At 60.9% G+C, this 21411-nt stretch carries 24 protein-coding genes; 6 read left to right on the forward strand and 18 right to left on the reverse strand.

Annotated features, from left to right (window positions below; translation table 11 throughout):
- Positions 1–15: 15 nt before the first annotated feature.
- The 8 genes from WB402_RS05860 to acs form a co-directional block, all read right to left on the reverse strand.
- Positions 16–777: an ABC transporter permease gene (locus WB402_RS05860; protein WP_424205983.1), complete on the reverse strand. Its 762-nt coding sequence runs from the start codon at positions 775–777 to the stop codon at positions 16–18.
- On the reverse strand, positions 774–1691 hold the full coding sequence (locus WB402_RS05865; RefSeq protein WP_424205984.1) for an ABC transporter ATP-binding protein: 918 nt from the start codon (positions 1689–1691) through the stop codon (positions 774–776). The genes WB402_RS05860 and WB402_RS05865 overlap by 4 nt, the downstream gene beginning before the upstream one ends.
- A 202-nt stretch (positions 1692–1893) precedes the next feature.
- Positions 1894–2220: an STAS domain-containing protein gene (locus WB402_RS05870; protein WP_424205985.1), complete on the reverse strand. Its 327-nt coding sequence runs from the start codon at positions 2218–2220 to the stop codon at positions 1894–1896.
- A gap of 82 nt (positions 2221–2302) precedes the next feature.
- Positions 2303–2950 carry an MlaC/ttg2D family ABC transporter substrate-binding protein gene (locus WB402_RS05875; protein ID WP_424205986.1) on the reverse strand — a complete coding sequence of 216 codons (648 nt, stop codon included), beginning with the start codon at positions 2948–2950 and terminating at the stop codon, positions 2303–2305.
- A 30-nt stretch (positions 2951–2980) separates the two neighbouring features.
- The gene (mlaD, locus tag WB402_RS05880) at positions 2981–3457 is read right to left on the reverse strand and encodes an outer membrane lipid asymmetry maintenance protein MlaD (protein WP_424205987.1); all 477 of its coding nucleotides are present in this window, start codon (positions 3455–3457) and stop codon (positions 2981–2983) included.
- A 1-nt stretch (position 3458) separates the two neighbouring features.
- Entirely contained in the window at positions 3459–4238 is a 780-nt protein-coding gene (gene mlaE, locus WB402_RS05885) for a lipid asymmetry maintenance ABC transporter permease subunit MlaE (RefSeq protein WP_424205988.1), read from the reverse strand.
- A gap of 100 nt (positions 4239–4338) precedes the next feature.
- Positions 4339–5169 carry an ABC transporter ATP-binding protein gene (locus tag WB402_RS05890; RefSeq protein ID WP_424205989.1) on the reverse strand — a complete coding sequence of 277 codons (831 nt, stop codon included), beginning with the start codon at positions 5167–5169 and terminating at the stop codon, positions 4339–4341.
- Between the two features lie 89 nt (positions 5170–5258).
- A complete protein-coding gene (acs, locus tag WB402_RS05895; RefSeq protein ID WP_424205990.1) occupies positions 5259–7202 on the reverse strand; it encodes an acetate--CoA ligase in 1944 nt (647 codons plus the stop codon).
- A gap of 331 nt (positions 7203–7533) precedes the next feature.
- Here acs and WB402_RS05900 point away from each other — a divergent pair, with 331 nt between their 5' ends.
- On the forward strand, positions 7534–8139 hold the full coding sequence (locus WB402_RS05900) for a tetratricopeptide repeat protein (RefSeq protein WP_424205991.1): 606 nt from the start codon (positions 7534–7536) through the stop codon (positions 8137–8139).
- A gap of 91 nt (positions 8140–8230) precedes the next feature.
- Here WB402_RS05900 and WB402_RS05905 read toward each other — a convergent pair whose 3' ends face one another.
- The 10 genes from WB402_RS05905 to WB402_RS05950 form a co-directional block, all read right to left on the reverse strand.
- Complete coding sequence (locus WB402_RS05905) at positions 8231–8524, reverse strand: hypothetical protein (protein ID WP_424205992.1); 294 nt, start codon at positions 8522–8524, stop codon at positions 8231–8233.
- 80 nt (positions 8525–8604) lie between these two features.
- On the reverse strand, positions 8605–10683 hold the full coding sequence (locus WB402_RS05910; protein WP_424205993.1) for a sodium:solute symporter family protein: 2079 nt from the start codon (positions 10681–10683) through the stop codon (positions 8605–8607).
- On the reverse strand, positions 10683–10946 hold the full coding sequence (locus WB402_RS05915; RefSeq protein ID WP_424205994.1) for a DUF4212 domain-containing protein: 264 nt from the start codon (positions 10944–10946) through the stop codon (positions 10683–10685). The genes WB402_RS05910 and WB402_RS05915 overlap by 1 nt, the downstream gene beginning before the upstream one ends.
- A 58-nt stretch (positions 10947–11004) precedes the next feature.
- Entirely contained in the window at positions 11005–11724 is a 720-nt protein-coding gene (locus WB402_RS05920) for a 3'-5' exonuclease (RefSeq protein WP_424205995.1), read from the reverse strand.
- The gene (locus tag WB402_RS05925; RefSeq protein ID WP_424205996.1) at positions 11721–13664 is read right to left on the reverse strand and encodes a putative nucleotidyltransferase substrate binding domain-containing protein; all 1944 of its coding nucleotides are present in this window, start codon (positions 13662–13664) and stop codon (positions 11721–11723) included. The genes WB402_RS05920 and WB402_RS05925 overlap by 4 nt, the downstream gene beginning before the upstream one ends.
- A gap of 221 nt (positions 13665–13885) precedes the next feature.
- Positions 13886–14215: a hypothetical protein gene (locus WB402_RS05930; RefSeq protein ID WP_424206022.1), complete on the reverse strand. Its 330-nt coding sequence runs from the start codon at positions 14213–14215 to the stop codon at positions 13886–13888.
- Positions 14157–14738, reverse strand: coding sequence for an NAD(P)H-dependent oxidoreductase (locus WB402_RS05935; RefSeq protein ID WP_424205997.1), 582 nt, complete (start codon positions 14736–14738; stop codon positions 14157–14159). Before WB402_RS05935 ends, WB402_RS05930 begins: the two co-directional genes overlap by 59 nt.
- Before the next feature lie 14 nt (positions 14739–14752).
- On the reverse strand, positions 14753–15520 hold the full coding sequence (locus WB402_RS05940; RefSeq protein ID WP_424205998.1) for a class I SAM-dependent methyltransferase: 768 nt from the start codon (positions 15518–15520) through the stop codon (positions 14753–14755).
- Complete coding sequence (locus WB402_RS05945; RefSeq protein WP_424205999.1) at positions 15517–15648, reverse strand: hypothetical protein; 132 nt, start codon at positions 15646–15648, stop codon at positions 15517–15519. Before WB402_RS05945 ends, WB402_RS05940 begins: the two co-directional genes overlap by 4 nt.
- 57 nt (positions 15649–15705) lie before the next feature.
- Positions 15706–17679, reverse strand: a complete 1974-nt coding sequence (locus WB402_RS05950) for a monovalent cation:proton antiporter-2 (CPA2) family protein (protein WP_424206000.1) — start codon at positions 17677–17679, stop codon at positions 15706–15708.
- A gap of 69 nt (positions 17680–17748) precedes the next feature.
- Here WB402_RS05950 and WB402_RS05955 point away from each other — a divergent pair, with 69 nt between their 5' ends.
- The 5 genes from WB402_RS05955 to lptB all read left to right on the forward strand — a co-directional run bounded on the left by WB402_RS05955 (position 17749) and on the right by lptB (position 21275).
- Entirely contained in the window at positions 17749–18723 is a 975-nt protein-coding gene (locus WB402_RS05955; RefSeq protein WP_424206001.1) for a KpsF/GutQ family sugar-phosphate isomerase, read from the forward strand.
- Positions 18724–18906: 183 nt separating this feature from the next.
- Entirely contained in the window at positions 18907–19488 is a 582-nt protein-coding gene (locus WB402_RS05960) for a KdsC family phosphatase (RefSeq protein ID WP_424206002.1), read from the forward strand.
- Positions 19485–19919 carry an LPS export ABC transporter periplasmic protein LptC gene (gene lptC / locus WB402_RS05965; protein WP_424206003.1) on the forward strand — a complete coding sequence of 145 codons (435 nt, stop codon included), beginning with the start codon at positions 19485–19487 and terminating at the stop codon, positions 19917–19919. The genes WB402_RS05960 and lptC overlap by 4 nt, the downstream gene beginning before the upstream one ends.
- A 7-nt stretch (positions 19920–19926) precedes the next feature.
- Positions 19927–20481 carry a lipopolysaccharide transport periplasmic protein LptA gene (lptA, locus tag WB402_RS05970; protein ID WP_424206004.1) on the forward strand — a complete coding sequence of 185 codons (555 nt, stop codon included), beginning with the start codon at positions 19927–19929 and terminating at the stop codon, positions 20479–20481.
- Positions 20482–20489: 8 nt separating this feature from the next.
- A complete protein-coding gene (lptB, locus tag WB402_RS05975) occupies positions 20490–21275 on the forward strand; it encodes an LPS export ABC transporter ATP-binding protein (RefSeq protein WP_424206005.1) in 786 nt (261 codons plus the stop codon).
- Positions 21276–21411: the final 136 nt, after the last annotated feature.

Below are 21411 nucleotides of genomic sequence, written 5' to 3' on the forward strand. Positions count from 1 at the left end.
CGACGAAGCAAGCTTTCAATCGCGCAGTTTGTATCCGGTCTTGAGCATCAGCAGCGTGACTCCCGAAACGGCCACCAGCGAAATCCCCACCACCAGCAGGCTCAGCCACGGAGAGATATCGGACACGCCGAAAAAGCCGTAGCGGAAGCCGTCGATCATGTAGAAAAACGGGTTGAAGTGCGACAGCTTCTGCCAGAAACCCGGCAGCGAATGGATGGAATAAAAAACGCCGGAGAGGAATGACAAGGGCAGGATGATGAAATTCTGGAATCCGGCGAGCTGGTCGAACTTCACCGCCCAGATGCCGGCGATCACGCCGGTCGCACCCAGCACCGCGCTGCTCAGGAACGCAAACAGCAGGATGAATCCCAGGTGCTGCACGGGCAAGGGAGTAAACAGCGCTCCCGCCAGGTACACGCCCAGCCCCACGAGCACGCCGCGCACCGCGGCGGCGAGCATAAACGCCAGGAAGAATTCCAGGTGTGACAGCGGCGTGAGCAGGATGAAGATCAGGTTGCCGGTCACCTTGGACTGAATCAGGCTCGAGGAGCTGTTGGCGAAGGAGTTCTGTATCACCGACATCATGACGAGGCCGGGGATCAGGAACGCGGTGTAGCTCACCCCCGGAAATACCTGCAACCGGCCTTCGAACACGTGACCGAAAACCAGCAGGTAAAGCAAGGCCGTGATGATCGGCGCGATCAGGGTTTGCAGCAGCACCTTGCCGAAGCGCAGGATCTCCTTGTAGAACAGAGTATACAGGCCGGCCGGATTCACGCGCTGCCCCCGTGCGTCAACTCGACGAACACGTCCTCGAGATCCGCCCCTTCCATGTTGAGATCGGTGATCACCGCGCCGCGTGCGCGCAAGGCGTCCAGAACCGCCATGACCGAATCGGTATGCTTGTCGAGTTGCAGTTCGATCTGGTTGCCTTCCTGCCGGCGCAGCTTCGGCGCCAGGGATTCGGGCAGGGGGCCCAGCGGCTCCGCCGTGGTGATGCAGACACGCCGGGTGTGGCCTATACCGCGCGCCATCAGCGCTTGCTTGGTATCGAGCGCCACGATCTCACCGCGATTCAGGATCGCGATGCGCTCGCACAGCGCCTCGGCCTCCTCGAGATAATGCGTGGTGAGCACGATGGTGTGGCCCTCGCGGTGCAACCGGCGGATGAAGGTCCACAGCTGTTTGCGCAGTTCGACGTCCACCCCCGCCGTCGGCTCGTCCAGCACCACCACGTCGGGCTTGTGCACCAGCGCCTGGGCAATCATGACGCGCCGCTTCATGCCGCCCGAAAGCGCGCGCATGTTGGCGTCGGCCTTTCCGGTCAGCATCAGCGCCTGCATCAGTTCATCGATCCAGGCGTCATTATCGCGCAGCCCGAAATAGCCGGACTGGATACGCAGCACCTCGTGCACGTTGAAAAAAGGATCGAACGTCAGTTCCTGCGGCACCACGCCGATGAGCCGCCGGGTCTGGCGGTAAGCCGTCACCACGTCATGACCGAGGACGGTCACACTGCCGGCGTTAAATCGGGTCAACCCGGCGACGATGCTGATCAACGTGGATTTGCCAGCACCGTTCGGGCCGAGCAGGCCGAAGAACTCGCCGCGCTCGATCGTCAGGTCGATGTTCTTGAGGGCGTGGACCCGAGGGTAATGCTTATGCAGCCCTGTGATGGAGATCGCCGACACGGCTGTCGCTCAGATAAATGATGGAACCACGGATTAACAAGGATGGACGCTGATCAGGAAATGACTTGAGATTATCCGTGTTTATGCTCGCGCCATCCCTGGCGCTCGCCCTCGCTTACGCTCGGGCCAGCGTCGCTGCGCTCCGCTGTCCAATTTTTGCTCACGGCAAAATTGTCTGCGTTCATCTGCGGTTTCACGAGTCTTATGCCAGGCCGAAAACCTGAGTGAGGCCGTTGACGTGGATGAGATCACGCATCTGATCCGGCATATTGGTAAAGACGATCTCGCGCTGGGCGGAACGCGAGAGTTGCAGCCATTCGATTAAAAGCGCCAGCCCGGCGCTGTCGGCGAGCGTCACGCCATGCATATCAATCGTGACCTTGTCGGTGCCGCCATGTAGCCATTTATCGGTCTGCGCGAGAAACTGCGGCACCGACTGGAAGGTCAGCTGTCCGGTCACCTCGAACACGCCATTGTCGCGGGTGGTAATACCGTTCCCGGGACGTTCTGTATGATTGAGTTCACTCATGGAAATCGAATCCTAGGCTGCCAGTTCCGATAATGCGTTTAACATTCCACAGGGTCAGAACCATAATCAGAACGTCCCTCGCTCACTTCGTTCCGCCCGCCTTGGTGCCGTTGGAAGCGGTTTTTCCCTCGGCGGCCGCCTTGTTGTCCTGCGCCAGGCTGGCGATCAGCACATCGAGTCCCTCGCGCTGCACCCGCTCCGAGTAGGCGGACTGGTAAGTCGTGACCAAGCTCGCGCCTTCTATGGTCACGTCATACACCTTCCAGCCGGCGTCGGTGTGGTAGAAGCCGTAGTTGATGGCGATGGGCGGGCCCCCGTCAGTGCGGCGGACCTCGGATTTGACCGTCGCAGTGCGGTCACCGGGGCTCAGCCTGAACGGGAGATAGACGATCTTTTCATCGTTATACTTGAGCAGGGCGGTGGCATAGGTGCGCACCAGCAACTCGCGGAACTCTCCGGTGAAATGCGCGCGCTGGTCCTCGCTCGCCTCCCGCCAGTAACGCCCGAGTACCGTGCGCGACATGGCGCGGAAATCGAAGTTCGGCAGCACATGTTCATCCACCATGGCGTATAGCTTCTTGTGATCCTTGTTGTACACGTCCTTGTTCGACTTGAGCAGCACGACGATCTTGTCCGTCACCTCGCGCGCCAGCTGATCCGGCATGAGTTCGGCCGCCAGCACGGACAGGGCGAAAAACATAGACAGCAAGGAAGAGGCGAATTTTTTCATTGACGTCTCCTTAATATTCGCAGCGGCATGCTACTTGGCCGGTGCGCTCTCGCCAGCTTTGTTGAAGATCACCTGCCCGACCAGTTTCTCCAGTACCAGCGCCGATTGCGTGCGCAGGAAGCTGTCGCCGCTCTTGAGCGAGGCGTCGTCGCCGCCCGGCTCGATGCCGACGTACTGATCGCCCAGCAGACCCGAGGTCAGAATACTCGCGCTGCTGTCCTTAGGAATGTTCTGGTAGCGGCCATCGATGTCCATCGTGACCAGCGCCTGATATTTTTTGTTGTCGAACGCGATCGCCGACACACGCCCGATGCGCACGCCGGCCATGGTCACCGCCGCCTTGACCTTGAGACCGCCGATATTATCGAATCGCCCCGTGACCTTGTAGCTGTTCATGACGTCCGCCGAGGTGAGGTTACCGACCTTGAACGCAAGCATGGCCAGCGCCAGGATGCCCGCGGCCACGAACAGGCCGACCCACAATTCCAGACTCTTCCGGTTGATCATGTCAGACCTCTCCCAAGGTCAAAGCAGTGAGGATGAAATCCAGGCCCAGCACGGCCAGCGAAGAATATACCACCGTCCGGTTGGTGGCGCTCGCCACGCCCTCCGAGGTCGGCACCGCGTCATAGCCCTCGAATACCGATATCCAGCTAACCACAACGCCGAACACGACGCTCTTGATGACACCGTTCATGATATCGTCGCGGAAATCCACGCCATTCTGCATCTGCGACCAGAAGGCGCCGGTATCCACCCCCAGTAGCCCGACGCCCACCAAGTGTCCGCCCATCACGCCGATCGCGGAAAACAGCGCCGTCAGCAGCGGCAAGGCAATCACGCCCCCGAGAAATCGCGGTGCAATCACGCGCGTGATCGGATTGACCGCCATCATTTCCATGCCGGCGAGCTGTTCCGTGGCCTTCATGAGACCGATCTCCGCGGTCAGCGCCGACCCGGCGCGGCCGGCGAACAGCAGCGCCGTCACCACCGGCCCGAGTTCGCGCACCAGCGACAAGGCCACCAGCAGGCCGAGCGAATTCGCCGAACCGAATTTGACGAGCGTGTTGTAGCCCTGAAGCCCGAGCACCATGCCGACGAACAGCCCCGACACCAGAATGATCAGCAGCGTCAGCACCCCCACGGCGTAGACCTGCTGCACGACGAGATAGAAACGCCGGACAAGCTCCCACGAACCAAGCAGCACTTCATACAGAAACATCGCGGCCCGTCCCAGGCGCTCGACGCTGTTGATCGTAATACGTCCTAATATGTTCAGCGTGTTCACGAGGCGATCTCAAAAATATTTGGACTTACCGGGTAACCATAGGAACGTTCCCGGAAGAGCCATAGGGCGGGGTTGTCGCCAGAACATTTTTGAGATCGCCTCACGTGGTGCCCCGCATCAGGTCCGTCACGTAGTCGTCGGCCGGATATTGATACGGCACCGGACCGTCCGGCAGGCCGTCCATGAACTGGCGTACATGTTCGGAACCGGATTTCTGCACTTCGGCCGGCGTGCCCTCGCCCATGATACGGCCGTCACCGACGAGATAAGCGTAATCGGAAATCATGCAGGTCTCGGCCACGTCGTGCGACACCACGATCGAAGTGATGCCGAGCGACTGGTTGAGCTCACGGATCAGTTTGGCGATCACGCCCTTGGAGATCGGATCGAGTCCGGTGAACGGCTCGTCGTACATGATCATCATGGGTTCGAAGGCGATCGCGCGCGCCAGCGCCACGCGCCGCGCCATCCCGCCCGATAGCTCTGAAGGCATCAGATCGCGCGCCCCGCGCAGGCCCACGGCCTCCAGTTTCATGAGCACGACCTTGCGCAGGATGGACTCCGGCAGTTTGGTGTGCTCACGGATGGGAAAGGCGACGTTTTCGAACACCGAAAGATCGGTCAACAGCGCACCGGTCTGGAACAACATGCCCATGCGCTTGCGCAGTTCAAAAAGTTCTTTGGTTCGGAGGTCCGGCACCGATTCGCCGTCCACGGTCAGCTTGCCGCTGCTCGGCTTGATGCGACCGCCGATGAGGTTCATCAGCGTGGTCTTGCCGCAACCGCTGCCGCCCATGATCGCGGTGACCTTGCCACGGCGGATGGGAAGCGTGATGCCCTTCAGGATCGGCCGGTCACCGTACGTAAAATGGATATCACGGATATCCACCAGGATGTCGCTTTCCGGCGCGTTATGACTGGGTTGGTTCAAACTTTTTCCTTGTTCGACGCATCGCGAGTCGGGGCCATTCTAACGTATACGGCCGGCATTGCCACAGGATGACAGGTGCCGCCAGCGTGTTATTTGACGGCGCGATTCTTGATAAGGTCCTCGACCACAGACGGATCGGCGAGCGTCGTGGTGTCGCCAAGGTTGGAAAGATCGTTCGCGGCAATCTTGCGTAGGATACGGCGCATGATTTTGCCGGAGCGCGTCTTGGGCAGGCTCGGGGCCCATTGAATCACGTCGGGCGAGGCGATCGCGCCGATCTCATTGCGCACCTGTGCCACCAGATCCTTGCGGAGTTCGTCCGAGGCTTGCACGCCGATCTTGAGCGTGACGTAACAGTAGATGCCCGTTCCCTTGATGTCGTGCGGGAATCCCACGACCGCGGCCTCGGCCACCGACTTGTGCAGCACCAGCGCGCTTTCGACCTCGGCGGTGCCGAGCCGATGACCGGAGACATTGAGCACGTCGTCGACACGGCCGGTGATCCAGTAGTAACCGTCCTTGTCGCGCCGCGCGCCGTCGCCGGTGAAGTACTTGCCCGGATAGGTCTTGAAATAGGTGTCCACGAAGCGCTGGTGATCGCCGTACACCGTGCGCATCTGTCCCGGCCACGGACGCAGGATTACGAGATTGCCGCTGCACTCGCCCTCGAGCACCTTGCCCTCGGGGTCCACGATCGCCGGCATCACCCCGAAGAACGGCCGCGTGGCCGAACCCGGCTTCAAGCGCGTCGCGCCCGGCAGCGGCGTGATGAGAATCCCGCCGGTTTCGGTCTGCCACCAGGTATCGACGATCGGCACGCGCGCGTCGCCCACGGTATGGTAATACCACTCCCAGGCCTCGGGGTTGATCGGCTCACCCACCGTGCCGAGCAGCTTCAGGGATTTTCTTGAAGTCTTCTTCACCGGCGCTTCGCCCTCGCGCATGAGCGCGCGGATCGCCGTCGGCGCGGTGTAGAAAATATTCACCTGGTGCTTGTCGATGACCTCCCAGAAGCGCGAGGCGGTGGGGTAGTTCGGCACGCCCTCGAACATGAGCGTGATCGCGCCGTTGGCCAGCGGACCATAGACTATATAAGAGTGGCCCGTCACCCAGCCGACGTCGGCGGTGCACCAGTAGATGTCGCCGTCGTGATAATCGAAGACGTACTTGTGGGTCATCGCGGCGAACAGCAGATAGCCGGCGGTGGTGTGCAGCACGCCCTTGGGCTTGCCGGTCGATCCGGAGGTATAAAGAATGAACAGCGGGTCCTCGGCGTCCATCTCTTCCGGCAGACAATCCGCCGAAGCCTTCGCCATCTGTTCGTGATACCACGCGTCGCGCTTCGCGTCCCAGGCGATCTGACCGCCGGTGCGTTTGACGACCAGCACGGTATGCACGTTCGGGCAATGCGTCAGCGCCTGATCGGTGTTGGCTTTCAACGGAATCTTCTTGCTGCCGCGCAGGCCTTCGTCGGCGGTGATCACCACGCGGCAGTCGGAATCGAGGATGCGGTCCTTGAGCGACTCCGGCGAAAAACCGCCGAACACGACCGAATGGACCGCGCCGATGCGCGCGCACGCGAGCATCGCCACCGAGGCTTCCGGAATCATGGGCATGTAGATGCAAACGCGGTCGCCCTTTTTCACGCCGCGGTCTTTCAGAACATTCGCGAACTTGCATACCTCGGCATGCAACTCACGATAGGTTATTTTCCTGTCAACCTTGGGATCGTCGCTTTCCCAGATGATCGCCGTCTGGTTGCCGCGTTTCTCGAGATGGCGGTCGAGGCAGTTATAACTCGCGTTGAGCTTCGCGCCCTCGAACCAGCGGATATGCAGGTTTCTGGCGTCATAGCTCCAGTCCGATATTTTCGTCCATGGTTTTGACCACGTGACAAACGTCCTGGCCTGTTCGGCCCAGAAACCGTCCGGGTCCTTGACCGAGCGCTGGTACATATCCTTGTATTGGCTGTCGTCCGCCCAGGCGCGCCTGGCGACCTCGGCGGGAACGTTATAAATCTTCTCTTCGGACATGCGTCAATCCTCCTGGTGTACCCCGATAAAAACGATTTTGCAGTATCTGGCGTCCACGCCTCAAGCCGGAATTATCGCGGCTTGCCGCCGTCGGCCGAAACCCCCAGAATGGCCGGGATTATTGCGGCGGCATGAAACCATTTGAACCATTTCGAAGGAAAATCCAGCACGTGGCCTCGGGTCTAATCACGTTATACCGCCGCAATAATCGAAAATCTTATGATTTTTCGTTATTGATCCGGCACGATCTTCTCATCATAAACGCCGTGCGACAACGACGCGGCGTATCTCCGTTCAAACAATCGTGCCAGGTCAATAACGGGAGTCTCCCATGAATCTGGAAGCATGGCGCCACCGTCTGCGTGCGCGGCTGTATGAATTTCTCCGGCGGCCGGACCAGGCCATCGCCGCATACCGGACGGCGCTCGCGCTCGATCCGGCGTCCGCCCAGGCCACCCGGGCACTCGCCTTCCTGCTGACGTCAGACGGGCATTATGCCGAGGCCGAGCGGCATTTCCAGGCGGCCGTGCGTCTGGAACCGCAACGTGCCGCGACTTGGTTCAATCTCGGCTTCATGTACGACAAACAGCACCAGCCGGCCAAGGCCATCGAGGCCTTCCACGAGGCGCTGCGGATCAATCCCGGCCTCGACCGCGCGTGGTACGGCATGGGCCTGTGCCAGACCGCGCTCGGACAGCATGAAGCCGCCGTGAAATCCTTCGAGCAGGCGGGTCAGCTGCAGCCGATGAATCCGCACGCCTGGTACCACCTGGGACTGGCGCAGCACGCGCTGCACCGTCCGGACAAGGTCAAGGAGGCGATCGAATATCTGCACCGCTTCGATCCCAAAATGACCCGGCAACTGATTCACGACACCGGCCGCTCCGACCTCGCCCATCTCGTGGCCGATTTGAGAAACGTGGGACGTTCTGATTAATTATGGTTTTCGCCCCAATATAAAACGCATTATCGGAATCAGAGACTTAAAGTTCCATGTTCACGGGTAATTTGAATTATTCAGAACATCCCTAGCCCGCGAGCCTGCGCGCTTCCAGCACCAGCTGGATCTTGAGCATCGTCAACGCCAGCCACAGTCCGGCCACGAGAAAAAATGCCGCGATGCCGACGTGCCGGTCCGGCACGAAGCGCGGCGTGATGAAACGCACCGCGCGCATTATCGGAGACGTAACCGTCCTCAGTACCTTGTAAAAAAGATTCTGCTCGCGATTGGCGCCGGCCAGCACGAATAGTATCCCCTGGCCGAGCAACGCCAGACCCGCGATCTCCGTCAGGGCCTTGAGAATGATGACGATGTTAAGCATGACCGCCTGTTCCGCAACGATTCACGTCTGAACAAAAGGCCCGCTCGCGCGGGCCTTTTGCATCTGCCGGATGTGCCGGCTCAGGTTGCCCGCGAATCGATATCGCCCCTGAGCTGCGGATACCGTACGTGCTCGATGAGCTCCTGCGTTTTCTTGTCCGGCGCCGGGGTCAGCAGGCTCACGATGATGACCACCGCAAACCCGAGCGGCACGCCGAAGATGCCAGCCGAGATCGGGCTGATGCCGAACCAGGTGTGATCGGCGATCGCGCCAGTCACGCCGAACAGCCCGCGGAGCCACGGCTGGGTCGTCGCCATGTAGTAGAAGGTGATGCCCAGACCCGCGGCCATGCCGAGGATCGCGCCCCAGGAACTCGCCCGCTTCCAGAAAATGCCGAGCACCAGTGACGGGAAGAACGCCGCCGCCGCGAACGAGAACGCCGCCGACACCAGGAACAGGATGTCCGCCGGTTTCTGCGACGCGACCGTCGCGGCAATGGCCGCCACCACCAGCAGCAGTATCTTGGCGATGGTGAGACGGCGCTTGGTCGACGCATGCGGGTCGATCATCTTGTAGTACACGTCGTGCGACAGCGCGTTGGCGATGGTGAGCAACAGACCGTCCGCGGTCGAGAGTGCCGCCGCCAAGCCGCCGGCCGCCACCAGGCCCGAGACCACGTACGGCAGCCCCGCGATTTCGGGTGTCGCCAGCACGATGATGTCCTGGCCCAACACGATCTCGGCGAGCTGCACGATGCCGTCACCGTTCAAGTCCTTGATCGACACCAGTGTCGGATCCACCGCCGCCCACGACGCCACCCATCGTGGCAAGTCGGCGAAATTCGAGCCGACGAGGTGCGCGTACACGTCGAACTTCACCAATACCGCCAGCGACGGCGCGGTGAAATACAGCAGGAAGATGAAGAATAGCGACCATCCGACCGACTGGCGCGCCTCCTTAACCGAGGGCGTGGTGTAGTAGCGCATGAGAATGTGCGGCAGCGCCGCGGTACCGACCATGAGACAGAAGACCAGCGCGAGGAAGTTGAGACGCGCAGTGTTGCGCGCGGCGTCATCCTTGCCCACGAAGGCTTCGGCATGCGGGCGCGGAGGTACGGCGCGCGCCGCGAGACCTTTATCCTTGGTCCATTGCGCTTTGGCCGCATCCACGTCTTTCGGGAACGCGGTCAGCGACTTCTCGGCGGCGGCGACCTGATCCGGAGCCGCATTCGCGGCCTTGAGATCGGCCAACTTCTTTTCCGCGGCGACCTTGTCCGCGGCGTAAGCCGCCGCCGGGTCTTTCAGCTTCGCCTCGGCGTCCGTGGCCTTGGCCTTCAGGATATTCCGAACCTCGATTTCCTTGGGATTGCTTGTGATCTCCTTTTCGCGCTCGGTTACCTTCTCCAGCGCGTAGCCGTAGGAAAGCTGCGGGATCGGGAAATGGGTGATCTGCACCGACAGCCACACCACCGGCAGCAGGTAGGCGATGATCAGGATGACGTACTGCGCCACCTGCGTCCACGTCACTGCGCGCATGCCCCCGAGCATCGAACACACGAGAATGCCTCCGAGGCCGACGAACACACCGATGTTGAACGGAATCCCTGTAAACCGCGAGGTGATAATGCCGACACCGTAGATCTGCGCCACCACATAGGTGAAGGAGCACAGGACTGCGGCAAATACACCGATGCTGCGCGCCGTGTGGCCGCCATAGCGCTCGCCGAGGAAGTCCGGAATCGTGAACTGGCCGAACTTGCGCAGATACGGCGCCAGGAACAGCGCCACCAGCACGTAACCGCCGGTCCAGCCCATGATGAAGGCCAGACCGTCATAGCCCTGGATGTAAAGGCCGCCGGCCATGCCGATGAACGACGCCGCCGACATCCAGTCGGCACCCGTCGCCATGCCATTGAAGAACGCCGGCACCCGCCGGCCTGCGACGTAGTACTCGGCCACGTCCGCCGTGCGGCTCATGATGCCGATAATGGCGTACAGACCAATGGTAGCGAACAGGAAGGAATAGCCGATCCAGCGGTTGGGCAGGCCCATCTGTTCGGCGATCGCCAGCAGGATAACGAAGGCGATGAAGCCGCCGGCGTAGACGCTGTAATATTTTTTGAGCGACTGGGTGAATTGCGCTTGGGTTTGCGTAGCCATTAGCCTTCTCCTTCCGCGACGTCATACTCTATGTCGAGTTTGTTCATGCGAATGGCGTAATAGAAAATCATGATCACATAAATGATCAACGACCCTTGCGCCCCCATGTAAAAACCGAAAGGGAAACCGAAGATAACCAACTCGTTGAGCTCACGCGCATACCAGCCCACGACGTAGGTGACCACAAACCAGATCACCAGCAATATCGTCGTCATTCTCATATTTCTTCGCCAATACTCCTTGTGTCGTTCAGTCAGCTGCATGGTCATCCTCCTGGTTGTTTGCAATAAACTTTTTGACAGGACGTTCGTGCATGACACCTTACGCCCCCCCTGCCCCGCCCCCGGGGACAAGCCTTGCCTGTTGCTCGCACGCCGCGTGCAGCGCGCTGACGGTGGTCAGACTACGTTGCTGGGCACGCGCGAGCAAGACTAAAAAGATTTCGCCTGTCGCAAACGCATCGTCCAACGCGCGATGACGCGCGTGGGCGCGCAGGCCAAAATAGCCAAGCCAGTCATCGAGGCCCGCCTGTCTCAGGCGCGCCTCGGGAAACAGCGCCGGACACAAATGCGCCAGGTCGAGCCACGGATTGATCAGGCGCACCCCGAGCGATTCGCGCAGGGCCCGGTCGAGCATCGTTTGATCGAAGCTGGCGTGAAACGCCACGAGCGGATGCCTGCCGGCGAACTCGAGAAACCCCAGCAGCGATTCCTCCGGGGCCTCGCCCGCAGCCTGGGCCTGCGGGCCGATGCCGTGGATCAGGATATTGGCGCGTGCGTTGGCTTCGTCGCGCTGCAGGATGGTCGCGTAGCTCTCGCCCGCGCGCAGGCGCATCGCCTCCACGGCGCAGGCGCCGATGGAAAGCAGCCGGTCCTTGCGCATGTCGAGCCCCGAGGTCTCGACGTCCACCACAATGAATCGCGCCTGCGTCAACGCAATCCTTTCGCTGACGACCGGCTGCTCGCGCCACGCGCGGGCGCGCTCCGCCAGTCCGGGCGGGAGTTCTATCTGGGGGCGGAACAGGCGCGCGAGCCAACTCATAGCTGATAATCCAGTAACAAACGTGTCTGCAGCTTGCGCGCCTGACGGAAGGTTTCCTTGAGGATACGCCGGTCAAGTTCGTTCAGGCTTTCCGGATCGACGTGATTGTCGAGCGACTGGCCCAGACGTTGCTGGTTCTGGTGCGCGCGCATGCGCAGCAATTGAATGAAGGCATACGCGTCGCACCAGGCGCCGGCCTCTTCCTCTTGCAGCACACCGCGCTTGGCGGCAGCGCGGATACGGGCCAGGGTTCCGGTTTCGGCGATACCGTGAGCGAGCGCCAGCAGGCGCGCCCCGTCCACGAAGGGCGTGGCACCGTTCATCTTGAGATCGATCATGTCGGGATGTTCACCGCCGCTCGCCACGACAAAATCGCGCACCACGCCGAGCGGCGGACGGTTGCGCAGGGCGTTCTCCGCCATCTGGCGCAGGAACGTGACGTTCGTGGACACGCGCGCGAGAACCCAGCCCTGCAGTTCTTCCGCCGGGCCGCGCTCGCCGTAGATCGTGCGGAAATCGAAAAAGATGCTGGCATTCAGCAGGTGTTCCGGCGTGCCGTGCTCGATCCAGTCCTGGAACCTGGCTTTCCATTCCTCCAAGCTCAGGCAGCATTCCGGATTCCCGGCCATGATGTTGCCCTTGCACAGTGGGTAACCGCAGGTATCGAGGGCTTGATTTATCTTTTGCGCCAGCGGCAGCAACTCCGCGCGCACCGCGTCGGTGCTTTTTCCCTCCGGGGAAACGAAGAGAATGCCGTTGTCCTGATCGGTCTTAAGCGTTTGTTCCTGTCGTCCCTCGCTGCCGAAGGAAAGCCAGGTGAACGGCACCGACGGTGCGCCGGCCTCAGCGAGACACAAGCCGATGACGCGCCGCGTGATGTGGTCGTTGAACAGCGTGATGATCTGCATCAGCTGCGCCACCGACGCACCCTGCACCAGCATCTGGTCGACGACGCGATGGATGTCCTTCCCCAGCCGTACCAGTGTCGCGACGTCCGGCGCATGCGCGATGGAGCGTGTGAGCTGGACCAGTCCCACGCGTTGCAACGAAAACAGATCGCGTTCAGACACCATGCCCAGGAGCCGCTCGTCCTCGACCACGCATACATGCCCGAATCCCATGCGCGCCATGAGCGCCGCCGCCTCGTGCGCTGGCGCCTGCGGCGGCAAGGACAGTGGACGCCGTGTCATGACCGTCTCGATAGGCAAATCGAGGCTGACGCCCGAGGTGGCGACGCGCCCAAGCAGATCGTGGAGCGTAAACAGGCCGAGCGGTTTCCGGTCCGCGTCCGTGATGACGATGGAACCGACGCGTTCTGTGTTCATCGTCCGCAAGGCATCGCCGATCGGCGTCTGCGGGAGACAAGTGACCGGTGAGCGGCGGATCAGGCTCGACAATGGCGCCGCGAGCGAGGTTTCGCCGGTCGATACCTGGGTGGCGAGGCTCGCCTGCACTCCCTGCAAGGCCTGATCCAGCAAATTGGCGAGACGGCGCGTGCAGAAATCGTGAAACACCGGACTCAGTGCGAGGAGCCTGTCGAAGTCCTCGCGTTCGAGCTCGAAGCAGAAGCAGTCCGCCACCGCGCGATGCACCGTGTGCACGGGTCGGTGCGCGAGCAGCGCCCCGATGGGGAAGCATTCGCCGGCCACCAGCTCCCAGGCGCCATCCTCTGCGGGCCCGGTCGCGTCGCTCGTCTCGCCGCGCACGCGTCCCTGTTTGATGATGTAAAAACGGCTGGCCGCGCCGCGCGCGGGCTCGGTGATCACTTCATCCTTGTTATAAAACCCGAGCTGGAGATGGGTGGCGAGAAATTCGAGATGGGCCGGCGCCATCCGATCGAACGGCGCGTGCCGGTGCAAAAATTCGACAACCGGCGCGAGCGCTTGACGTGCCGCGGCCGGTTCTGATGTTCCGCTGTCGGTTCGCAAATTCAATTCCACGCACACAGCCCTAGGGGGTTATGGCCAGTACTGAATTGGTGCCGGTTAGGTTAACAAGAAACAGCCCAAAAAGTAACAGCGCCACGTGGACGGTCTGCCCGTCACCAGGTCAGCCCGGTCTCTGCCTCTACTGATACAAAGACCTTTAATTCGGCGCGGGAAACTGGACTGCGGTATTCTGACGATACGCGCTTTGACATATTCTTAACAAACCGGCGGCGTCAGATTTCACCATCCGAAATGAACGTCCGCTTTTTTTCAGAAAACATTTGAGCAGCATGGGCGAGATCATTAAATTCAGGAAGCCGTCCTTGAAGGAAAAAGCCGAAGGCAAAACCTTGTGCAAGAGCGGCTTTCATCGGTGGAAAGTCGTGACCGAAAGAAAATTCGACGTGAAACAGGGAAAGCTGGTCACGCGCCGGCGCTGTGAACGTTGCGGGAAGGAGCAAACTATTTTGCGGTAGTCGCCCCGACATGCCGGGAAACCATTGTTCAGGCCAGTCGGGTACCCAGTGCCCGGATCTGCCCGATCCACTGCTGGCGCTTTTCATCCGTCGAATTCTTGAGGGGGCCTACTTCCGTGATGCGCACCGGCTTGATGCCGCAGAACTGAAGGATGGTCTTCTTCATGGTGTTGTGGCCGGGGCGGCCGAAGTACCAGCGGTAAATCCACGATGGCGTGTTGAGCGTGACGATCAGGCGCGCGCTGCGGCCGGTAAGCAGCTTGTCCCACCGCGGGGAATTTTTGCGGAAGTTCACGGCGAAGCCGGGAAGAAAAACCCGCTCGATGAATCCCTTCAACAGCGCCGGGATGGTGCCCCACCAGATCGGATAAACAAACACCAAGTGATCGGCCCACTTGATCGCCTCCTGCGCCAGCGCCAGGTCCGGCTCCAGCTCGTTCAGGTGTGCAAGGCTGGTGGTGGCCAGTGGATCGAACTTGAGATCACCCAGATACAGTTCTTGCACTTCCGCACCAGCGGCGCGCGCGCCTTCGGAATACGCCTGCATCAGCGCGCCACCGTAGCTGTGACGCTGCGGCTGGCCGAGGATTACCAGAATCTTTTTCGGCATGGTCTGCTTTCCGTTTACGACCGGGCTTTCGCCGGCGCCGTCATCCGTCCGAGACGCAGGTAGAGCGGCCAGCGTACCGTCAGCCGCGAGCCATCCCGTCCCCAGGCTTTTGCCAGCGCCCGGCGGAAAATATCAATCGGGTTCTGCTGGTTTTTCTGCTGACACCGCTTAGTCGCCGACCAGGTGAGAAGATAGCCTATCAAATCGTTCATGTCCCATTCCGCCTTCATGTGAAACTCGGGCGTCGGCAACTCGACGAGCGGAAACGGAATGGTCCGGTATTTTTCGTCGATATAGTGGCGCTCCGGCGGCCAATAGGGCCCGACGATATACTTATAATAATGATGCGCCACCTTGTCGACGTCCGGATTGATACCGCTCAATCCATAACACCATACCGCGAGCATGCCATCGGGCTTCAGCACGCGCCGTACTTCCTCATAAAACTGATCGAAATGGAACCAGTGCAGCGCCTGCGCGACGGTGATCAGGTCCACGGAACGGGGCGGAATCTCGGTCTGCTCCGCCGGCGCCACAGAATATTGGATCTTTTCATGACGCACGGCATTCTGGATCTGGTTCTGGCTCGGGTCAGTGGCGATGACGCGATCGAAATGCGCGGCCAGCCCCAGCGCAGCCTGGCCGTTGCCGGTGCCGCAATCCCAGGCGAGATCGTGCCGTGACACGGACTTGGCCAGGTACGCGAACAAAGCCTCGGGATAATCCGGGCGGTAGCGGGCGCAATCGCCGGCATGGCCCGAGAAATGATCTTTGAAACTCATTTATATGAATTTTCGCTGCAGAGGCGCACAATTTTTTCGGGAACAAAATTGGACGCGCGCAGCGCGCCCGCCGGAGGCGCGCCAAGGATGGCGCGCATCAAAGAACGCAAAGATTTGTTGTGTTTCATTCTCATGAGCCTTTCTGTGCGTGCTTCGCGACTTTGCGGAAAACAATCATATAGTTCTCAACCTTCAAGCAGAATTTTCTCCGCCTGTTCCAGCGCTTCGGGGGCGCCATAGAGCACCAGCACGTCCCCGGCGGTGAGCCGGGTCTCGGGCGCGGGCTCGGGACCGCGGATGCCGCCACGGCGCACAGCACTCACGCTAACTCCGGCTTCCTCGAGATGCAACTCGGAAATCAGCTTGCCCACGGCGCTCGCCCCGGAAGGCAGCGTGACGGAATGCAAGCGCTCCTGATAGGCGCTCTCCTTTCCTTCATTGGCATCCACCCCATGGAAAAAGCCGCGCAGCATGCGGTAGCGGTCGGTACGTACGTTGCGCACATGGCGCACGATACGCGACACCGGCACGCCCATGAGCAGCAGCAGGTGCGAACCCATCATCAGGCTGCCTTCGAGGCTTTCCGGCACGACCTCGGTGGCGCCGGCGGCCTTCAGCTTCTCGAGCGCGGCGTCGTCCATGGTGCGCACGATCACCGGCATGTCCGGCCGCAGCACGCGCGTGGTTTCCAGGACCTTGAGCGCCAGCGAAACATCGTAAAAACTGATCGCGAGCGCCGTGGCGCGGTGCAGCCCGGCTGCATCGAGGACGTCACGGCGTACGGCATCGCCGTAGACCACCGGCTTGCCGGCGTCGCGCGCGTCGCGCACGCGCACCGGATCAAGATCGAGCGCGAGGTAGTTGATGCCTTCCTGTTCCAGCATCCAGGCGAGATTCTGACCGCTGCGGCCGTAACCGCAGACGATAACGTGCTTGCCGGCGATGCCCGCCTCGGCGCGGATCACGTCCAGGTTGCCCTGGCGCGCGCGGGTATAACTCGGCACGAGCTTCTTGGCCACGCGGCCGTTATACCGCACCACGATCGGCGCCAGCATCATGCTCAGGATGATCGAGGCCAGCACGATCTGCGAGGTCCGGGCGCAGAAAAGCTGATGCTGGTTCGCCAGCAATATCAGCGCGAACGCGAATTCGCCGACCTGTGACAGCACCAGTCCGGTGCGCAGGGCGACGCCGGTTTCCATCGCAAACAACTTGCCCAATCCGAGGATGAGCAGTGTCTTGAAAACAAAGATCAGGACAACGCTGAAGAGAATCCAGGGCCACAACTCCTGTATGGCGCCCAGATCAAGCATCATGCCGATCGTCACGAAGAAAAGCCCGAGCAGGATGTCACGAAACGGCAGGATGTCGCCTTCCACCTGGTGCCGGTATTCCGTCTCGCCCAGCATCATGCCGGCGAGAAACGCCCCGAGCGCCATCGACAGACCAGCCGCCTCGGTAACCCAGGCCGATCCCAGCGTGAGCAGCAGCACCGCGAGCATGAAATATTCGCGCAGTCGCGCCGAAGCGACCTCGTGGAAAAACGGCCGCAACATCCAGCGTCCGACGAGAAAAATGCCGACCAGCACCAGCACGCTTTTCAGGAACGCCCAGCCGAGCGCAGCCCACACCGATTGCTTGATGTCGCCGGCCAGCGCCGGGATCACAATCAAAAACGGCACCACCACCAAGTCCTGGAACAGCAGCACACTGATGGCGTGGCGGCCGTGGCGAGAATTCTGCTCCAGCTGTTCGGTGAGCAGCTTCATGACGATGGCGGTGGACGACATGGCCAGCATGCCACCGATGACCACAGCGCCTTCGGCCGGAACATCGAACAACCACGCGACAAACCCGAACACGAGACAGCTGATCAATACCTGCGCGCCGCCGAGCCCGAACACCACGCTCTTCATCGCCATGAGCTTGGGCAGCGAGAATTCCAGCCCGACGGTGAACATGAGGAACACCAGTCCGAACTCGGCGAGGGTGCGTGTGCCTTCCAGGTCCGGAATCCAGCCCATGCCGAAGGGACCGACGACGATGCCGGCGCACAGATACGCCAGGATCTGCGGCAGGCGCAGATAACGGAACAGCGCGACCAGCACCACCGCCACGCCCAGCAGGATCAGAATACTGTGAAAGCCGATCGGCTCCATGGGATAATCACAACTGTTTCGATATACTCCACGAAAGATTACCCCAACCCACGCCAAATCGCGAAACGCATGAAGTCATCCGCATCGTACGAACAACTGGGACGCGAGGTGATCCAGCTCGAGGCTGAGGCACTGCAGACGCTTGCGAAGCGCGTCGATGGACAGTTCGCCGAGGCCTGCCGCCTGATTCTCGCCTGCACCGGACGGGTCATCGTCATCGGCATGGGCAAGAGCGGGCACATCGGCGGCAAGATCGCCGCCACCCTGGCCAGCACCGGTACGCCGTCGTTCTTCGTGCATCCGGGCGAGGCTTCGCACGGCGACGTCGGCATGATCATGACACCCGACATCGTCCTGGCGATTTCCAATTCGGGCGAGACCGAGGAAATCCTGACCATTCTGCCGATCATCAAGCGTATGGGCGTAAAGCTCATTGCGCTCACGGGTGGCCTGCAATCCAGCCTCGCGCGGCAAGCCGACGCTGTGCTCAACTCAGGCGTGGAAAAAGAAGCCTGCCCGCACAACCTTGCCCCGACGGCGAGCACCACGGCGGCACTGGCCATCGGCGATGCGCTCGCGGTGACACTGCTCAAGTCGCGCGGTTTCACGCGCGAGGACTTCGCGCGAGCCCACCCAGCCGGCAGTCTCGGCCGCCGCCTGCTGCTGTACGTGAACGACATCATGCATACCGGTACCGCCATCCCCCAGGTTGCCGAGGGAGCGAGTTTGCGCGAAGCCTTGCTCGAAATGACCGGCAAGGGGCTCGGCATGACCGGCGTCGTGGATCATCAGGGCCGTCTTGTCGGAATCTTCACCGACGGCGATCTGCGCCGCGTGCTCAACCGCAGCGTGGACGTCTACAGCGCCAAAATCACCGAAGTCATGACACAGAATCCGAAAACCACGCGCGCCGACCGCCTCGCGGCGGAGACGGTGCAGCTGATGCGCTCGCTGAAAATCAACGGGCTGTTCGTGGTGGATGAAAATAACCGCGTGCTTGGTGCGCTCAACATGCACGACCTGTTCCGCGCCGGGGTAATCTGATGTGAATAAGATTCATGCCACAACATTGAAGTCCGTCATTAGATTCCTGAAAAGTGCGCCGGGTAGCCAACGTGTCCGGATAACCATGGCATCAAAATGTCAAAAGGCATTCGTGGTGGACGAGAACAACCGCGTGCTTGGTGCGCTCAACATGCACGACCTGTTCCGAGCGGGGGTTATCTGATGAATCAGATTCTCGCGCCGGGATTTCCGATCGATCCGAAGGTATTACGTCTGGCGTCGATGGTGAAACTCCTGCTGTTCGACGTCGACGGCGTGCTCACCGACGGACGGCTCGTCATCGGCGATGACGGCCAGGAATACAAAGCCTTCAATTCGCTCGACGGCCACGGCATCAAGATGTTGCAACGCAACGGTGTGGCCGCCGGCATCATCACCGGCCGCACCTCCGAGGTGGTCAAACACCGGGTGAAGGATCTCGACATCAAATACGTCCACCAGGGATGCAAGGAAAAGTTGCCGATTTACCGCCAATTGATCGCCGAATTGAAGCTCACGCCGGAACAAACCGCGTATGTCGGCGACGACGTGGTGGACCTGCCGATCATGCTGCAGGTCGGGCTGGCCATCGCGGTACACAGCGCCCACCCGCTCGCCAAAAAATACGCCCACTGGGTCACGCCGAGCAACGGCGGTTATGGTGCGGCACGCGAGGCCTGCGAGATGATCCTGTACGCGCAGGGAAGCTACCACGCGGAAATGCAGAAATACCTCGCGGACCACGGAGGGCGTGCGACCGGATGATCCTCGACGCCAAACGGCTCGCTATCGCGGCCACCCTGTTGCTGCTCGCCACCGGCTCCTGGTGGTTGACGCGCACGGTGGGCGTGCCGGAGAAGGTGTTCGACGGCAAGGTTCGTCACGACCCCGACTACATCATCGAGAATTTCGACGCCACAGTCATGAACGAAGATGGTCACCGGCGTTATACCCTGGCGGCCACGCGGATGGTTCATTACGGCGATGACGGCAGCTCCGATCTGGAGCAACCTTATCTGATCCAATATCGCGAGAATCTCGTGCCTATACACACTCGCGCCGACAAGGGATGGATGCCGAAGGGAGGCAATCAGATCCTGATGAGCGGCAATGTCGTTTCCGCCCAAGGCCGTGACCCGCGAGGTGCCGGCGGTGAAATCCGCGCCGACAGCATGAAAATTCTGCTCGACCGATGACGTCCTCATGAAGCCAAGCAAGCTTGCCTCGCCAGTCCTGCTGACGGCTGTTTGTTTTCTGCTGGGGCTGACGGTCGTGTCCGCGGCGCATGCCGGGAGGGACGACATGGACGAGCCCATACGCATCAATGCCCGCTCGGTCGAGGCCAATGAAAAAACCGGCACGGTGGTTTACCGCGGCAATGTCGTCGCCGAACAGGGCCGATTGTCGATCAAGGCGGATCGCATCGAAATTCGCGCCAAAAACAACCAGACTGAACTCATTCTGGCAACCGGCAGTCCGGTGAAGCTGCGTCAACAGCCAGATGCCACGTCGGAAGAAATACAGGCCGAAGCCAAGCGGATCGACTACCGCGTTTCCACGAGAAAACTCGACATGATCGGCGATGTCAGCCTGCGGCGCGGCGAGGACTTGTTCACCGGCAGCGTGCTGCACTACGATCTCGACGCCAAAATTCTGTCCGCCACGGGCGACGACCAGAGCGATGGCCGCATTCATGCCGTCATACAACCCCGAAAGCAGACGGCCCCGCCCGCCTCCAATCCGGTCCCCAATCCCTGAGCGCACCCATGGCCGAAACGACAAAACAGGAGAGGCGCTCAAAGAGTAAACGGCCCAGCATCCAGGTTACCAGCACGCTGACCGCCGATCGATTGAACAAGCAGTACAAGGGCCGTCAGGTCGTCAATGACGTTTCGCTGGAAATACACAGCGGCGAAATCGTCGGTCTGCTCGGTCCGAACGGCGCCGGCAAGACCACGTGCTTCTACATGATCGTGGGGCTAGTGCCGATGGACAGCGGCGCCATCCGCCTGGATAAAACGGAAATCGGCGATCTGCCGATGCATCGGCGCGCGCGTCTGGGCTTGGGCTATCTCCCGCAGGAACCTTCCGTGTTCCGCAACCTGACCGTCGCGGAAAACATCATGGCGATTCTCGAGACACGAGCCGATCTTGCCGACACGGATCGCACGCGCATCCTCGAGGAACTATTGCACGATCTCAATATCGCCGCGCGGCGCGACGCGCCGGGAATCAGTCTTTCCGGCGGCGAGCGCCGGCGCGTGGAAATCGCGCGTGCGCTGGCGACCAAGCCGCGCTTCATCCTGCTCGACGAACCCTTCGCCGGCGTGGATCCGATTTCCGTCCTGGAGATTCAACAGTTGATCAGGCACCTGCAGGAACGCGGGATCGGCGTGCTGATCACCGACCACAACGTACGCGAGACCCTTAAAATATGCGACCGCGCGTATATTCTGAGCGACGGCCGGGTGCTGACGTCAGGCGCGCCCAGCGATATCTTATATAATGAAGCCGTCAAAAAGGTTTACTTGGGAGAAGACTTCCGTCTCTGATTTTATCGGCTGTTTCCTATAGAGTATAGCCACGGCGGCGCCGTACGTCCGAACATCAGACTGGGCTCCCTCCAGCACACGAATATGTACTAAACTTTCGGGAAGACAACGCGGAATAGCTCCAGGGGCTGAGCGG

It is taken from the genome of Sulfuricaulis sp. (assembly GCF_049587675.1).
Classification (GTDB): Bacteria; Pseudomonadota; Gammaproteobacteria; order Acidiferrobacterales; family Sulfurifustaceae; genus Sulfuricaulis.

Coding starts and splice junctions, on each gene's coding strand:
- mlaD (WP_424205987.1), bottom strand. CDS start 3,457: ATGATCAACCGGAAGAGTCTGGAATTGTGGGTCGGCCTGTTCGTGGCC.
- WB402_RS05875 (WP_424205986.1), bottom strand. CDS start 2,950: ATGAAAAAATTCGCCTCTTCCTTGCTGTCTATGTTTTTCGCCCTGTCC.
- acs (WP_424205990.1), bottom strand. CDS start 7,202: ATGTCCGAAGAGAAGATTTATAACGTTCCCGCCGAGGTCGCCAGGCGC.
- WB402_RS05935 (WP_424205997.1), bottom strand. CDS start 14,738: ATGCCGAAAAAGATTCTGGTAATCCTCGGCCAGCCGCAGCGTCACAGC.
- WB402_RS05905 (WP_424205992.1), bottom strand. CDS start 8,524: ATGCTTAACATCGTCATCATTCTCAAGGCCCTGACGGAGATCGCGGGT.
- lptA (WP_424206004.1), top strand. CDS start 19,927: ATGAAGCCAAGCAAGCTTGCCTCGCCAGTCCTGCTGACGGCTGTTTGT.
- WB402_RS05920 (WP_424205995.1), bottom strand. CDS start 11,724: ATGAGTTGGCTCGCGCGCCTGTTCCGCCCCCAGATAGAACTCCCGCCC.
- WB402_RS05930 (WP_424206022.1), bottom strand. CDS start 14,215: ATGAAAAGCGCCAGCAGTGGATCGGGCAGATCCGGGCACTGGGTACCC.
- WB402_RS05910 (WP_424205993.1), bottom strand. CDS start 10,683: ATGGCTACGCAAACCCAAGCGCAATTCACCCAGTCGCTCAAAAAATAT.
- WB402_RS05940 (WP_424205998.1), bottom strand. CDS start 15,520: ATGAGTTTCAAAGATCATTTCTCGGGCCATGCCGGCGATTGCGCCCGC.
- lptC (WP_424206003.1), top strand. CDS start 19,485: ATGATCCTCGACGCCAAACGGCTCGCTATCGCGGCCACCCTGTTGCTG.
- lptB (WP_424206005.1), top strand. CDS start 20,490: ATGGCCGAAACGACAAAACAGGAGAGGCGCTCAAAGAGTAAACGGCCC.
- WB402_RS05945 (WP_424205999.1), bottom strand. CDS start 15,648: ATGAAACACAACAAATCTTTGCGTTCTTTGATGCGCGCCATCCTTGGC.
- WB402_RS05870 (WP_424205985.1), bottom strand. CDS start 2,220: ATGAGTGAACTCAATCATACAGAACGTCCCGGGAACGGTATTACCACC.
- WB402_RS05955 (WP_424206001.1), top strand. CDS start 17,749: ATGAAGTCATCCGCATCGTACGAACAACTGGGACGCGAGGTGATCCAG.
- WB402_RS05915 (WP_424205994.1), bottom strand. CDS start 10,946: ATGCAGCTGACTGAACGACACAAGGAGTATTGGCGAAGAAATATGAGA.
- WB402_RS05950 (WP_424206000.1), bottom strand. CDS start 17,679: ATGGAGCCGATCGGCTTTCACAGTATTCTGATCCTGCTGGGCGTGGCG.
- WB402_RS05960 (WP_424206002.1), top strand. CDS start 18,907: ATGAATCAGATTCTCGCGCCGGGATTTCCGATCGATCCGAAGGTATTA.
- WB402_RS05900 (WP_424205991.1), top strand. CDS start 7,534: ATGAATCTGGAAGCATGGCGCCACCGTCTGCGTGCGCGGCTGTATGAA.